Annotated in this window: 10 protein-coding genes; 5 read left to right on the plus strand and 5 right to left on the minus strand. The window is 68.3% G+C overall.

Annotated features, from left to right (window positions below):
- The first annotated feature begins 260 nt into the window (after window positions 1-260).
- Together AC1PPL_RS13585 and AC1PPL_RS13590 are read left to right on the plus strand one after the other, a co-directional pair.
- A complete protein-coding gene (locus AC1PPL_RS13585) occupies window positions 261-5096 on the plus strand; it encodes a response regulator (protein WP_479973511.1) in 4836 nt (1611 codons plus the stop codon).
- Between the two features lie 35 nt (window positions 5097-5131).
- Window positions 5132-6265 carry an HD domain-containing phosphohydrolase gene (locus AC1PPL_RS13590; protein WP_479973512.1) on the plus strand — a complete coding sequence of 378 codons (1134 nt, stop codon included), beginning with the start codon at window positions 5132-5134 and terminating at the stop codon, window positions 6263-6265.
- An 82-nt stretch (window positions 6266-6347) separates the two neighbouring features.
- Here AC1PPL_RS13590 and AC1PPL_RS13595 read toward each other — a convergent pair whose 3' ends face one another.
- A complete protein-coding gene (locus tag AC1PPL_RS13595; RefSeq protein ID WP_287984582.1) occupies window positions 6348-7316 on the minus strand; it encodes an inositol monophosphatase family protein in 969 nt (322 codons plus the stop codon).
- A gap of 170 nt (window positions 7317-7486) precedes the next feature.
- On the opposite strand from AC1PPL_RS13595, the gene AC1PPL_RS13600 reads away from it, so the two are divergent.
- The 3 genes from AC1PPL_RS13600 to AC1PPL_RS13610 are packed head-to-tail and all read left to right on the plus strand — an operon-like array spanning window position 7487 to window position 9774.
- Window positions 7487-8281: an RNA methyltransferase gene (locus AC1PPL_RS13600; RefSeq protein WP_479973513.1), complete on the plus strand. Its 795-nt coding sequence runs from the start codon at window positions 7487-7489 to the stop codon at window positions 8279-8281.
- 33 nt (window positions 8282-8314) lie between these two features.
- Window positions 8315-9106 (plus strand): serine O-acetyltransferase, encoded by a 792-nt coding sequence (gene cysE, locus AC1PPL_RS13605; RefSeq protein WP_047349618.1) that lies wholly within the window; start codon window positions 8315-8317, stop codon window positions 9104-9106.
- An 8-nt stretch (window positions 9107-9114) separates the two neighbouring features.
- Window positions 9115-9774, plus strand: a complete 660-nt coding sequence (locus tag AC1PPL_RS13610) for a nitroreductase (protein WP_313562800.1) — start codon at window positions 9115-9117, stop codon at window positions 9772-9774.
- Window positions 9775-9891: 117 nt separating this feature from the next.
- Here AC1PPL_RS13610 and AC1PPL_RS13615 read toward each other — a convergent pair whose 3' ends face one another.
- From AC1PPL_RS13615 to yjgA, 4 genes are read right to left on the minus strand one after another with little or no spacing between them, the layout of a single operon-like run.
- Window positions 9892-10992, minus strand: a complete 1101-nt coding sequence (locus AC1PPL_RS13615; RefSeq protein WP_479973514.1) for an NAD(P)-dependent alcohol dehydrogenase — start codon at window positions 10990-10992, stop codon at window positions 9892-9894.
- 57 nt (window positions 10993-11049) lie between these two features.
- A complete protein-coding gene (locus tag AC1PPL_RS13620) occupies window positions 11050-12696 on the minus strand; it encodes a SulP family inorganic anion transporter (RefSeq protein ID WP_479973515.1) in 1647 nt (548 codons plus the stop codon).
- Window positions 12697-12724: 28 nt separating this feature from the next.
- Window positions 12725-13333, minus strand: a complete 609-nt coding sequence (gene mog, locus AC1PPL_RS13625) for a molybdopterin adenylyltransferase (protein ID WP_011804487.1) — start codon at window positions 13331-13333, stop codon at window positions 12725-12727.
- The gene (yjgA, locus tag AC1PPL_RS13630; RefSeq protein WP_479973516.1) at window positions 13326-13988 is read right to left on the minus strand and encodes a ribosome biogenesis factor YjgA; all 663 of its coding nucleotides are present in this window, start codon (window positions 13986-13988) and stop codon (window positions 13326-13328) included. Before yjgA ends, mog begins: the two co-directional genes overlap by 8 nt.
- Window positions 13989-14048 lie beyond the last annotated feature (60 nt).

Genomic DNA, 14048 nt, shown 5'->3' on the forward strand with positions numbered 1-14048 from the left:
TCGTACTGGGCAGGAAGGTCACACGCTCCCGCTGTTACATGCTGGTACGCTGCTGTTGGCAGGTGGTGGATAAGTGTCATGCAGGATGGCGAAAATGGTTACGTTTTGACATACTCCGCGCACCCACTGGATCACGGCGCGCCACGCGTCTGTGACGCATCTTGCACCGACCCCCGAAGCACGGGGCTGATGGAGGTTTCCTTGAAAAGCTCCCCCCGATGTGTGGCTGCCCGCTCGGCCCCTTGGCAGGCATGACGGCCATGCCTGAGCGCAAGGAACGGCTGGCTGTTCTGCGCGATTCGCTGCGCGACCCACAGGGCCGGTGGTTGCGGGGCGCCGTATGGGTGCTCGTGCTGGCGGCGCTGGGTGCCTGGCTGGCAGTGGAAGCGATCGCGTTGGTGCGCTCGGAACAGCGCCAACACGAACGCAATCAGCTGCTGGAAGGCATGGAGCAGACGCTGCTGAGCGAGAGCAGCAACGGCCCGCTGCTGGGGATGGTTACCTTGCTTGGCTTGAGCGAGCCGTCGCTCAAGGCTGCCGCGCAGGGCTTTCTGCCCTACGATGCGCCGCCGGTGCTGGCGCGCCTGGGCGTCATCCGCGGCCGCTTCATGGTGGATGGTGCCTACGTGATCGCGCGCGACGGCACGGTGGTAGCGCATGACACCGCCGGCAACCGCACGACCGGTGCGCAGCTGGGACATCGGCCCTATTTTCAGCAGGCGTTGCAGGGCAATGCGTCCGTATATGCCGCCCTAGGCGGCACGTCGCAGGAGCGCGGCCTCTATTACGCAGCGCCGCTGTATGAGAGCGATACCCCGTCCAGTCCCATCATCGGTGTGGTTACCGTCAAGGTGGGGTTCTCCCATTTCGACCGCCTGCTCACGCGGGCGGGGCATCCCGTGCTGCTGATGTCGCCGCAGGGCGTGGTGTTCTCTTCCACCCGTCCGGAGTGGCTCTACGCCATGGCCGCCCCCCTGACGCAGGAACGCATCGACGCGGTGCGCAGCACGCGCCAGTTTGGCAGCCGTTTCGACAACGGGCTGGTGTCGGCCCTGCCGTTTTCCATCGACTCCCGCGAAGCGCTGATCGACGGCGTGCGCTATGCCGTGGGCCGCCGCGCCGTGGACTGGAAGGACCCTGCAGGCCCCTGGCAGCTGGTGTTGCTGGACGACATGAGCGCCATCATGCCCATGGGGTTGCGCTGGATGGTGGGAGGGGGCGCGTTCGCGCTCTTCGCGCTCGTGGGTGCCATGGCGCTGGACGCGCTGCGCAACCGGCGCCGCCTGGCGGAGAGCATGCAGCGCTTTTCCGTGCTGGGCGCGGCACTGGAGAACAGCCCCATTTCCATCGTCATCACCGATGCGGAAGGGGTGATCGCGTGGGTCAATCCCCAGTACGAACGCAACACCGGCTACACGCTGGGTGAAGTGCGCGGGCGCAAGCCGTCGATAGCCGCTAGCGAACACACGCCCGCCGGTACTTACCGGGACATGTGGAGCCGGTTGCTGGCCGGCCATTCCTGGCGCGGACGCTTCGTGAACCGGCGCCGGGACGGCACCCTCTACCACGAGGAAGCCACGCTGTCGCCGGTGTTCGACGCCAAGGGCCGGCGCATCGCGATCGTGGGGCTGCTGCAGGACGTGACCGCGCGCATCGAGGCCGCGCAAGAGCTGGAGCGGCGTGAGCGCCGCCTGAGCGAACTCCTGGAACAACAGACAGCGCTTTTTGACAACGCGCCGCCCATCGTGCTCGTCTGCGACGGGCAGATACGGCAGTTCAACCGCGCCCTGGCGGAACTGCTGCGCTCCTCGGACGAGGCCCTGGCGGGAACCCCGGTACAGGAGCTGTTCGGAGGCGAGGCCGGCTACGGCGCCTTCACCGCACGGACCGTTCCCATGCTTCTGGCCGGTGGCTCGGTGCGCGAGCAGGCCGTGCTGCGGCGTCCGGACGGCACGTCGTTCACGGCGCGCATGGCGGGCCGCGGCCTGAAGATGGAGGGCGTGCAGATCGCATCGCTGTGGGTGATCGAGGACGTGACCGAGGCGCAGCGCGCCGAGGCTGCCACGCGCGAAGCCAACGCGCGGCTGGAGCTGGCGCAGGAGGCGGGGCACATCGGCGTGTTCGACTACAACTTGCTGACGCAGCGCATGGTGTGGTCGCCCCAGCTGGAGCAGCTGTATGGCGCGGCGTCGCTGCCGGCACAAAAGGACGGGCATGCCGCAGAGAGGCCGTTCCAGGCGTGGGTGGATGTGATCCATCCCGAAGACCGTGCGCGCGTGCAAGGCCTGCTGGCGCAGGCACAGGCCGGCCAGGGCGGCGGCCGTCTGCGCGATTCCTGGCGCATCGTGCGCGCCGATGGCAGCACGCGCTGGATCCTGTGTACCGCGCGCGTGGTGCGCGACGAAGCAGGACAGGCCGCGCGCATCATCGGCGTGCAGGTGGATGTGCATGACCAGAAGATGTTGGAGGCGCGCGTGGCCGAGCAGCTCGCCTTCCAGCAGGCGCTGATCGATGCCATTCCGGTACCGCTCTTCTACAAAGACGCGCAGGGGCGCTACCTGGGTTTCAACCGGGCCTATGTCCAGGCCTTCGACATCCATACGGAAGACTTCATCGGCAAGACGGTGCTGGACCTGGAGTTCCTGCCCATGCTGGAGCGCGAACGCCTGCACGCGGATACCGAGGCCGCGCTGCGGGGCGCGCAGTCCGTGCACCGCGAGGTGGCCATGCCGTATGCCGATGGACTGGTGCACCACACGATGTTCTGGCTGCATGGGTTCAACCGCCCGGACGGCTCGGCGGGCGGAGTCATCGGCACCTTCGTGGACGTCTCCGACCGCCAGCGCGCCGAAGTGGAACTGCGCCGCGCCAAGGAACTGGCCGAGGAGACGGCGGCGCTCAAGTCGCGTTTCCTGGCCAACATGAGCCATGAGATCCGCACGCCGCTTAACGCGATCATCGGCATGTCGCACCTGGCCCTGAAGTCGGGGCTGGATGCGCGCCAAAGCGGCTACGTGGTGCGCATGCAGCAGGCGGGCCAGCATCTGCTGGGCGTGATCAACGACATCCTGGACTTCTCCAAGATCGAGGCCGGCAAGCTCGTGGTGGAGCGCAGCCCCTTCGCGCTGGACCGTATGCTGGAAGGCGTGGCCGACGTGGTGGGCTTCAAGGCGGCGGCCAAGGGGCTGGAGCTGGTGCTGGACGTGGCCCCCGACGTGCCGCAGCACTTGGTGGGCGACGCGTTGCGCCTGGGGCAGATCCTCATCAACTTTGCCAATAACGCCGTTAAGTTCACCGAGCAAGGAGAGATCCATCTGCTGGTGCGGCTGGAGCGCGACGAAGGCGCGCGCGTGCTGCTGCGATTCGAGGTGCGCGACACCGGCATCGGCATCGCGCCGCAGCAGATGCAGCGGCTGTTCCAGAGCTTCGAGCAGGCCGACACCTCCACCACCCGCCGCTACGGCGGCACGGGCCTGGGCCTGGCGATCAGCAAGAGCCTGGCCGAACTCATGGGCGGCGAAGTGGGCGTGCGCAGCGAACCAGGGCAGGGCTCGGCCTTCTGGATCATCATGCCGCTGGTGCGGGGCGAGCCCCTGCCCCGTGCGCTGCTGCGCAGCGATTGGCGCGGCAGCCGGGTGCTGGTGGTGGACGATAATCACACCGCCGCCCAGGTGCTGGTGGACATGCTGCAGACCATGGGCCTGCAGGCCACGCAGGTGCACTCGGGCGTGCAGGCGCTGCAGGCACTGCGCGACGCGGTGGCCGAGCAGCGCCCCTATGGCCTGCTGCTGCTGGACTGGCACATGCCGGGGATGGACGGCATCGAGTTGGCGCGCCGCATTCGCGGACTGGGCCTCGCGCATATCCCGCAGATGCTGATGGTCACGGCGCACGGGCGCGACGAGGTGGTGGACGCCGCGCGCAGCGAGGGGATCGACAACGTGCTCGTCAAGCCGGTGAGCGCGTCGGTGTTGTTCGACACGCTCATGCAGCCGCTGGCCCAGGCGTGGGACGTGCATCCGCTGCCGCGGTCTGCGTCCGGCGCCGCACCCGCCGTGCTGCGCGGCGCGGTGGTGCTGCTGGTGGAAGACAACGAGCTCAACCAGATCGTGGCGCAGGAACTGCTGCGCGATGCCGGCATGCACGTGGATGTGGCGTCCAACGGCCAGGAGGCCATCGCGTGCATCGACCGGCGCCGGTACGACGTGGTGCTCATGGACATGCAGATGCCCGTGATGGATGGCGAAACGGCCACGCGGCAACTGCGTGCCGACCCACGCCACGCCGGCCTGCCGATCATCGCCATGACTGCCAATGCCATGCAGGCCGACCGGGAGCGCTGCTTTGCCGCGGGCATGAACGACCACGTGCCCAAGCCCATCGACCCCGACGTGCTGTGGGCCACGCTGGTGCGCTGGCTGTCGCCGCGCCCCGAGGCGGCGTCGCACTCGCCCGCACCCCCGGCGGACTCGCCGCTGGCACCTGCATTCGCGCCTGCCCTGCCACAGGGCGTGCCGGGCCTGGATACCGCGCTGGGCCTGAAGCGGGCTTCGGGTAAGCCGGGGCTGTACGCCGAACTGTTGCAGCGCTTCGCGCTGAGCCAGAGTGACGTCGTCCAGAACCTGCAGGCGGCCATACAGGCGGAGGACTGGGCACTGGCCGAGCGCACCGCGCACACGCTGCGCTCGGTGGCCGCCAACCTCGGTGCGCAGCCGGTGTCGCGGCATGCGCAGGCACTGGAGCAGGCGCTGCGCTCTCAGGCGCCGGCAGAAACGCTCCAGCCCCTGCTGGCGGCCCTGGCAGGGCATATGGCGCCTTTGCTGCAGGCGTTGGGTGCCTGGGCCCGGCAGGCTCCGGGCGCGGACGCTCGCGAGGCCACCGTGCCGCCGCAGACGCCCGCCCAGCTGCTGCGCGGGCTGCGTACGCTGCTGCGCGCGGACGACCCGGCCGCAGGCGACTACCTCCAGCGCAACGCGGCTGGGCTTGCCGCCTTGCTGGGTGCGGACTTCGATGCGCTGGAGCGCAGCGTGCGCAGCTTTGCCTATGACGACGCGCTGCGGCGGCTGGAGGCATGCCCGGCGGCCCCGGCGGAATGACGCCCCATCCCACCAACTCTTTGGCAGGACTTCCCATGGATCAGCAACGCTACGTGAACGCCGCTCCGGACCGCCTGGTCGACAAGCCCATCGCCACCGTGCTGGTAGTGGACGACACGCCCGACAACCTGACGCTCATGGCCGGACTGCTGCAGGGGCATTACCGCGTCAAGGTGGCGGCCTGCGGTGAGAAGGCCCTGGTAATCGCGCAGTCCGACGCTCCGCCCGACCTGCTGCTGCTGGACATCATGATGCCCGGCATCGACGGCTACGAGGTCTGCCGGCGCCTCAAGGCCAACGGGGCCACGCGTCACATTCCGGTGATCTTTCTCACCGCACGTTCCGATCCCGACGACGAGCGCGAAGGCCTGGCGCTGGGGGCGGTGGACTACATCACCAAGCCCATCAGCCCCTCCATCCTGCTGGCGCGCGTGGCCACGCACCTGGCGCTCAAGGCCACGGCCGACTTCCTGCGCGACAAGAGCGCCTACCTGGAGCGCGAGGTGGCGATGCGCACGCTGGAGGTGCAGGCGATCCAGGACGTGACCATCATGGCGATGACTTCTCTGGCCGAGACGCGCGACAACGAAACCGGCAACCACATCCGCCGCACGCAGCTGTACGTCAAGGCCCTGGCTGAGCGTCTGCGCCACCACCCGCGCTTCGAGGCGGCCTTGAACGACCGCATGATCGATCTACTGTACAAGTCGGCGCCGCTGCACGACATCGGCAAGATCGGCATCCCCGACAGCATCCTGCTCAAGCCGGGCAAGCTCACGGTGGAGGAGTTCGAGATCATGAAGACCCACACCACGCTGGGGCGCAAGGCCATCGAGGATGCCGAGCAGCGCCTGGGCATGCGCGTGGCCTTCCTCAGCGTGTCCAAGGAGATCGCGTACAGCCACCAGGAGAAGTGGGACGGATCGGGCTACCCCGAAGGCCTCAAGGGCGACGCCATTCCCGTGTCTGCGCGCCTGATGGCCGTGGCCGACGTGTATGACGCACTCATCAGCAAGCGCGTGTACAAGCCGGCGTTCTCCCACGAACAGGCTTGCACCATCATCCTCAAGGGGCGGGGCACGCACTTCGACCCGGACATGGTGGATGCGTTCGTGGAACTGGCCGACGACTTCCGCGGCATCGCACAGCGCTACCCCGATCCCCATTGAAGTGCTGCAGCAGTTCAAATAAAAATAGCTGCTAAGGCGCTTGCAGCAAGCGCGAGCAGCTATTGTTTTGTGAGTGTGGGGGTTACGGCGCGGCCGGGGGGCGCGTGTGGGTGTCCTCGGCGGCGCTGTCCGGTGCGGTGGGCGTGGCGTCGTCTGGCGACCGCGCGGCCGCCTCGTCGCCGGCCACGTCAGCGACTTCCGTGACCTCGGCGGCCTGGCGCACCGCGGCCTTGTCGCCCGCGCTGGCGAACTTGCTGTATTTGCCCAGCAGAGTCACCAGCTGGCCATAGATGCGTGGCGCGCCGGCCAGGCATTCGCGCTGCTCCATGTAGTCGGCCTCGCCCGTGAAGTTGCCCACCAAACCTCCGGCCTCGGTCACCAGCAGACCGCCCGCGGCCACGTCCCAGATCGACAGGCCGCTCTCGAAGAAGCCGTCCGTGTAGCCGGCGGCCACATAGGCCAGGTCCAACGCGGCAGCGCCGGGGCGGCGCAGGCCGGCGGTGCGGGGCATCACCTCGGCCATCATGTTCAGGTATTGCTTGAAGTTGTCGCCGGGGCGGAAAGGGAAGCCCGTGGAGATCAGGCATTCGCCCAGGCGCGTGCGCTTGCTCACGCGGATGCGGCGCTCGTTCAGGAAGGCGCCGCGCCCGCGCGTGGCGGTGAAAAGGTCGTTGCGCGAGGGGTCGTACACCACGGCCTGCTCGACCTTGCCGCGCACGGCCAGGGCGATGCTCACGCAGTACACGGGAAAGCCGTGGATGAAATTGGTGGTGCCGTCCAGCGGGTCGATGATCCAGACGTATTCGGAATGCTTGGAGCCGTGCTCGGAACCCGATTCCTCGGCCAGGATGCCGTGGCCGGGGTAGGCGGTGAGCAGCGTCTCGATGATGGCCTGCTCGGCGGCATGGTCCACCTCGGTCACGAAGTCGTTGATCTGCTTTTGCGAAATACGCACGGCCTCCACGTCAAGGGCCGCGCGGTTGATGATGGCGCCGGCGGCGCGAGCGGCCTTGATGGCCACGTTGAGCATGGGGTGCAGATTGGACGACATTGGATTGTGACGAAGGAGCGGGGCGGCTGGTGGCCGCGGGGCGCGCAGCCGGCGATGCGGGCGCAAAACGGGCATTTTACCCATCACCCTCCGGGCTTGCACGCGCGGGCCTTCGGGCGCTTTGCAGCAGCGGCGACAATGGCAGGCTTGCTCCCGAGTCACTTCGCGCCATGAGAACCCGCTTCATCCTGATCCAGACCAGCCATGCCGGCAACGTGGGCGCCACGGCCCGCGCCATGAAGACCATGGGTTTTGATGACCTGGTGCTGGTCGCACCGCGCTGGCCCAACGTGCTGCGCAAGGAGGAGACCATCCAGCGGGCCAGCGGCGCGCTGGACGTGCTGGCCCATGCCCGCATCGTCGCCACGCTGGACGAGGCGCTGGAGGGCGTGAGCCACCTGTGTGCCACGGCGATGACGCCGCGCGACTTCGGCCCGCCCACGCGCACGCCGCGCCAGCATTTCGAGATGCTATTGAATAATGAGCTGCCCGCGCTTGATGGCAAAGCGCCAGGGGCTGATTTGGCTAGAAACCCGTCGCCGGAAACTGGCGTGGCCTTCCTGTTCGGCTCCGAGCGTTTTGGCATGGCCAACGAGGATGTGTACCGCTGCCATGTGGCGCTGAGCATTCCCGCCAATCCGCAGTTCGGCTCGCTCAACCTGGGCGCGGCGGTACAGGTCATCGCCTATGAATGGCGGCAGGCCCTTGCCACCCGTGGGGACGGCTTTGCGGTGCAGGAGTCCGCCCCTCAGGGCGAGCGCGCGGACGCCGCGCAGGTGGCCGGCATGCTGGCGCACTGGGAGCAGGCGCTCACGGGCATCGGCTTTCTGGACCCGGCCGCGCCCAAGAAGCTCATGCCGCGCTTGAACCAGCTTTTCAACCGCGCGCAACTCACGCAGGAGGAAATCCACATCCTGCGCGGTGTCGCCAAATCCATGCTGCAGGCCGCGCAGGCAAACCGCTAGACTGCCAAGCTTCTCGTTACACCATTGCCCTTCATGCTTGCCCGCCTGCGATCCGACGTCCAGTGCATCCTCGAACGCGACCCGGCTGCGCGCAGCACCTGGGAGGTCATTACCTGCTATCCCGGCCTGCACGCCATCTGGCTGCACCGGCCGGCGCACTGGTGCTGGACGAACGGTTTCAAGTGGCTGGGGCGCTTCATCTCGCACTTTGCGCGCTGGTTCACGGGCATCGAGATCCACCCGGGCGCCAAGATCGGCGAGCGGGTTTTCTTCGACCACGCCATGGGGGTGGTGGTGGGCGAGACCGCCGAGATCGGCGACGGCTGCACCATCTACCAGGGCGTGACGCTGGGCGGAACCTCGCTCTACAAGGGCACCAAGCGCCATCCCACGCTGGGCAAGAACGTGGTGGTGAGCGCGGGCGCCAAGGTGCTGGGCGGCTTCGAGGTGGGCGATGGGGCCAAGATCGGCAGCAACGCCGTGGTCATCAAGCCGGTGCCAGCGGGTGCCACGGCCGTGGGCATCCCCGCGCGCATCATTCCGTCCAAGGAAGGCCAGAGCGCCGACGTGACCGAGCCGCACAAGCCCGAGGAGGCCAAGTTCAGCGCCTACGGCGTGACCTCCCTGCAGGACGACCCGCTGACCCAGGCCATGCGCGGCCTGATCGATTCCGCCGCCACGCAGGAGCACCAGATCGCACTGTTGTGGCAGGCCATTGAAAAGCTCTCCAGGTCCACCCCGCAAAGCGGCGGCTGCGTACCCGACGAGGCTGTGCGCTGCGAGCAATTCCAGGCGGCCAAGCTCAACGACATCATTGGCAAGTAAACAACCCCATGGAAGTTACCCAGGCCCTGCGTGCGCGCCGCTCGGTGCGCGCCTTCCTGCCCGACGCGCCCCCCGCGGCGACGGTGCAGACGATTCTTCAAGAAGCCGCACAGGCGGCCTCCGGCGGCAATCTGCAGCCCTGGCGCGTGGTGGCCCTCACGGGCGCGCCGCTGCAGGAGTTGTTGGCGGTCGTCGCCCAGGCGCAACCCGAGGAAGGACCGGACAACCAGTCCTACCCGCCGGGCCTGTGGGAGCCCTACCGCACACGCCGCTTCGCCAACGGCGAAGACCTGTACCGCAGCATCGGCATTCCGCGCGAGGACAAGGCCGGGCGCCTGCAGCAGCTGGCCAAGAATGCCGAGTTGTTTGGCGCGCCCGTGGGCATCTTCGTCTGCGTGGACGAGCGCATGGGTCAGCCGCAATGGGCTGATCTGGGGATCTACCTGCAGTCACTGATGCTGCTGGCGGTGCAGCATGGGCTGGCCACCTGCGCCCAGGGCTTCTGGCGCCGCTATGCCGGCACGCTGCAGCAGCAGCTGGGACTGCCCGAGCCTTACCGCGTGGCCTTTGGCGTGGCGCTGGGCTATGAGGATGCGGCGGCGCCCATCAATACCCTGCGCTCCTCGCGGGCTCCCTGGGGCGAGTGGGGCGAGATGCGCGGTTTCTGAGCCCGAGGAAGGGCCGCCGGGGCCTTTCGTTAAGTGAATGCTCCTAATTCAATAGCTGCCAGCGCTTGATGTATAAGCGCTAGCGGCCTATTTTCTCTTTATGGGCGTTGGCTCGCCTCAGTGAGGCTTGATGGCGATCTTGAGCACCCCGTCGCGCTGGTGCGCAAACAGGTCGTAGGCCTCCACGATGTCGTCCAGCTTGCGCTGGTGCGTCACCAGCAGCCCCAGGTCCAGTCGGCTGGCGGCGATCACGTTCATCAGGCGGCGCATGCGCTCCTTGCCGCCGGGGCACAGCGCGGTGCGGATGGTGTGGTCGCCCAGGCCGGCAGCGAACTGCGCCAGCGGGATCGACAGATCTTCCGAGTACACCCCCAGGCTGGACAGCGTGCCGCCGGGCTTGAGCACCTTCATGGCCTGGGCGAACGTGGCCTGCGTGCCCAGTGCCTCGATGGAGCCGTCGGCGCCCTTGCCGCCGGTGAGCTTCATCACCTCCTCCACCACATCCACGTTGCGGAAGTTCAGCGTCACGTCGGCGCCCATCTTCTTCGCAACCGCCAGGCGGTCGTCGTTGCCGTCCACGGCGATGATGGTGGTGGCACCCAGCAGGCGCGCGCCGGCGGTGGCGCACAGGCCGATGGGACCTTGTGCGAACACCACCACGGTGTCGCCGATCTTGATGTTGGCGTTCTCCGCGCCCTTGAAGCCGGTGGACATGATGTCCGGGCACATCAGCACCTGCTCGTCGGTCAGCCCGTCGGGAATCGGCGCCAGATTGGCCTGGGCATCGGGCACCAGCACGTACTCGGCCTGGGTGCCGTCGATCAGATTGCCAAAGCGCCAGCCTGCCGTGGCCTTGTAGCCGTGGCAGCCGCACAGACCACGCGGCACCAGGTAGCTGCCGTCCTGGCTGGGATAGCCGTCCTGCGCCGCGTAGCTGTTGAAGTTGGGGCAGATGGCGCCGGCGATCACGCGCTGGCCTTCCTGGTAGCCCTGCACGGCGCTGCCCAGTTTCTCGATCACACCCACGGGTTCATGGCCCACGGTCAGGCCCTTGGCCACCGGGTATTCACCCTTGAGGATGTGCACGTCGGTGCCGCAGATGGTGGTGGTGGTGATGCGCACCAGCGCGTCGTTGGGGCCCACGTCGGGAATGGGCTTGTCGGCCAGTTCGATGCGGCCTTTTTCGACGAAGACAGCGGCTTTCATCATGGCGGTCATGCGGGGCTCCTTTGTGGGGTGAAGCCGCCACATTACGCCGGGTACGCGGCGGCGGGGCTACGGTTGAGTGGACTGCTCGGGTATGGCCATGCCCTGTGCCGCGCCCACGGCGTCGTCCACGCTCCAGAACAGCGGAATATGCGTGAGCCCGGCGCGCTGAAGCGCGGCACGCGGGTGGTCCTTGATGCGCGCGAGCAGCAGGGCCAGTCCCCGGCGCGCCAAATGGGCCTGCAACTCCTGCAGGGCCTCCAGCGTGGTCACGTCCATGTCGTCGCTGGACTCCACGCTCAGCACCACGGCGCGCACGCCCTGGGCTCCTGCGTGCGTGGCCACGATATGCGCCATGGCCTCGGCATTGGCAAAGAACAGCGGTTCGTCCGGCCGCAGCACCAGCACGCCCGGCGTGCGCTGCGCCTGCGGGTGCAGCTTGAGCGCGACGAAATCATGCGTGCCCGGCAGGCGGCCCAGCTCACTGGCGGCCGGCTGCGCAAAGCGGCGCAGCGCCAGCAGCAGCGAAAGCCCCACCGCGAGCAGCATGCCGAACAGCACGCCCAGCCCCAACACGCCGGCCGCGGCGGCCAATGCCATCCAGGCGTCGCCATTCCAGCGCAGCGTGGCCCACAAGGGGCGCGGGCCCAGCTTGTGCGACAGGATGCCGATCACCACCGCACACAGCACGGGTAGCGGCACAAGCGCCAGTGCGCCTTGCGCCAATCCCAGCGCCAACGCAATCGCCGCTGCGGCGACGAGGCCCGTCCAGCGGCTGTGCCCCCCAGCCTCGTAGTTGGCCGACGAAGCCGAGAAGCCTGCGCCCACGGGCAGGCCCTGCAGCAGGCTGCTGCCGATGTTGGCGGCGCCCAGGGCCAGCATCTCGCGCCGCGCGTGCACGCGGTCGCCCGCTTGCAGGGCCAGGGAGCGGGCCGATCCCCACGACTCGGCGAACAGGATCATCATCAGCGCCGGCGCCATCTGGGCGGCGCGCACCCAGTGGTCCCAGTCCAGCCGCGGCCAGCTCCTCTGCAGCCCCTGCAGCGTGACAGGCCCCACCAGAACCACGCCGTGCGCCGCCAAAGGCAGCGCCGCGGACAGCGCGATGCCCAGCGCCAGCACCAGCACCGAGGGCTGCACCCAGGCATGCCGCGCCTGGGCGCGCTGTAGCGCCAGCCACAGAGCCAGCGCGCCGCAGCCCAGCGCTGCCGTCAGACCCTGTGCGTTGCCAAGCCTGCCCAGCCAGTCCCACAGCAGGCCGGGCGTGTGCGTGCCCTGGGCCGGAACGCCCGTGAGGCCGGGCAGTTGCTTGACGACGATGGTGACCGCGAGCGCCCACGCAAAGCCGCGCAGCACGGGGCGCGAGACGAACGCCGCCAGGAAGTCGGCGCGCGCGAGCGCCGCCACGATGAACAGTCCGCCGGTGACACCGACCAGCGCAAACGCGCCGCCCGTGCCTTCCGCAGCCACGACGGACGCGAAGATCGCCGCGGCCGACGACGTGGCCGAGAGCGTGGCGAAGCGGCTGGTGCCGATGAACGGATAGACGAGCAGCCCGACGAGCGCCGCCACCAGCGCATGGGCCGGCGGTACGCCGGCGATGGCGGCGTACGCCACCGCTTCGGGAACCAGCAGGCCGGCGATGGCCAGGCCGGCCAGGAACGTGTGGCCTGCGCGGGGGCGCGAAGGCGCGGCAGGACGATTGGTGGGCAGCATGGCACGGCCCCGTGGCGGGGCGGCGCGCTCAGCGCTGGGGGCGCACGGCGGTCTTGGGGCGGAAGGCCTTGCAGACCTCGGGGCGTGTCTCCAGGTAGGGCCCGCCGATCAGGTCGATGCAGTAGGGCACGGCGGCGAAGATGCCCGGCACGCGCTGTGCGCCGCTGTCGTCCTTGAGGCCCTCCAGCGTCTCGGCAATCGCCTTGGGCTGGCCCGGCAGGTTGATGATGAGGCTCTGGCCGCGAATCACCGCCACCTGGCGCGACAGGATGGCCGTGGGCACGAACGTCAGCGAGATCTGGCGCATCTGCTCGCCAAAGCCCGGCATCTCCTTGTCGGCCACGGCCAACGTGGCCTCGGGCGTCACGTCGCGCAGCGCGGGGCCAGTGCCGCCGGTGGTCAGCACCAGGCTGCAACCAGCGTCCACCAGTTCGACCAGCGTGGCGCTGATGCGCTCTTTCTCGTCGGGAATCAGGCGTGGCTCGAAAGCAATCGGGTTGTGCAGCGCGCGCTTGAGCCAGTCGTGCAGGGCGGGCAGGCCCTTGTCTTCGTACGTGCCGCTGCTGGCGCGGTCGCTGATGGAGACGATGCCGATCTTGACCGGCTCGTAGGACGGGGCTTTGTGGGTATCAGGCATCGTCTTCGCGCTCCTCATGCACGGCCAGGGCGGCCGCTTCGGTCATCTGGTGGCGCACCAGTTGGAACAGTTCGCGGTAGGCACGTCCCTTGCGCGGGGCCTCGCCCTGCGACTGGGCCACCCGGGCCTCATGGTCGGACTGCGCATCCTTGCGCGCCTGGCGAATCAGCGCGCGGATCTGTTGCGTGTCCGTGCGCGGAAACTGCTCCAGCCATGCCGCCAGCGCATTGTCGTCCGCAATGAGGCGGTCGCGCCAGTGCTCGGCCTGGTGCAGGGCCAGCTTTTCGGCGGCGGAGCCGTTGCGCTGCTCGTCCAGCGCGGCGTGGATGGCCGCCACCGTGCCTTCTTCCAGCTTGCGCATGAGCTTGCCCACGAACTGCATCTGCCGGCGCTTGCCCTCGAAGTTGGTGATGCGGCGGGCCTCGGCCAATGCATCCTGGAGCTTTTCGGGCAGGTCCAGGCGCGCGAACAGGTCGCTGCGCAGCGTGAGCAGCTCGGAGCCCAGGTCCTGCAGCGCCTCCATCTCGCGCTTGAGGTCGGTCTTGGTGGCACCGTCGGTGCCTTTGAGTTCGGCCTTGAGCTGTAGGTCCATCTCGCTGCCTTCGGCAACGAAATGGCCCTTCACAAAATAGCCTTTTTTGGGTTTGCGTGACATGGGTGTGCTGGGGGCGGAAACAGGCCCTGCGCGGCGCAGCGGCAATGGCGCCTGCCGCGC

The sequence above is a fragment of the Diaphorobacter sp. B2A2W2 genome (assembly GCF_056730635.1).

What these genes read in the sequence shown, in the direction of transcription:
- AC1PPL_RS13595 (WP_287984582.1), bottom strand. Translation starts at nt 7,316, where the DNA reads ATGTCGTCCAATCTGCACCCCATGCTCAACGTGGCCATCAAGGCCGCT.
- cysE (WP_047349618.1), top strand. Translation starts at nt 8,315, where the DNA reads ATGCTTGCCCGCCTGCGATCCGACGTCCAGTGCATCCTCGAACGCGAC.
- mog (WP_011804487.1), bottom strand. Translation starts at nt 13,333, where the DNA reads ATGCCTGATACCCACAAAGCCCCGTCCTACGAGCCGGTCAAGATCGGC.
- AC1PPL_RS13615 (WP_479973514.1), bottom strand. Translation starts at nt 10,992, where the DNA reads ATGACCGCCATGATGAAAGCCGCTGTCTTCGTCGAAAAAGGCCGCATC.
- yjgA (WP_479973516.1), bottom strand. Translation starts at nt 13,988, where the DNA reads ATGTCACGCAAACCCAAAAAAGGCTATTTTGTGAAGGGCCATTTCGTT.
- AC1PPL_RS13585 (WP_479973511.1), top strand. Translation starts at nt 261, where the DNA reads ATGCCTGAGCGCAAGGAACGGCTGGCTGTTCTGCGCGATTCGCTGCGC.
- AC1PPL_RS13620 (WP_479973515.1), bottom strand. Translation starts at nt 12,696, where the DNA reads ATGCTGCCCACCAATCGTCCTGCCGCGCCTTCGCGCCCCCGCGCAGGC.
- AC1PPL_RS13610 (WP_313562800.1), top strand. Translation starts at nt 9,115, where the DNA reads ATGGAAGTTACCCAGGCCCTGCGTGCGCGCCGCTCGGTGCGCGCCTTC.
- AC1PPL_RS13600 (WP_479973513.1), top strand. Translation starts at nt 7,487, where the DNA reads ATGAGAACCCGCTTCATCCTGATCCAGACCAGCCATGCCGGCAACGTG.
- AC1PPL_RS13590 (WP_479973512.1), top strand. Translation starts at nt 5,132, where the DNA reads ATGGATCAGCAACGCTACGTGAACGCCGCTCCGGACCGCCTGGTCGAC.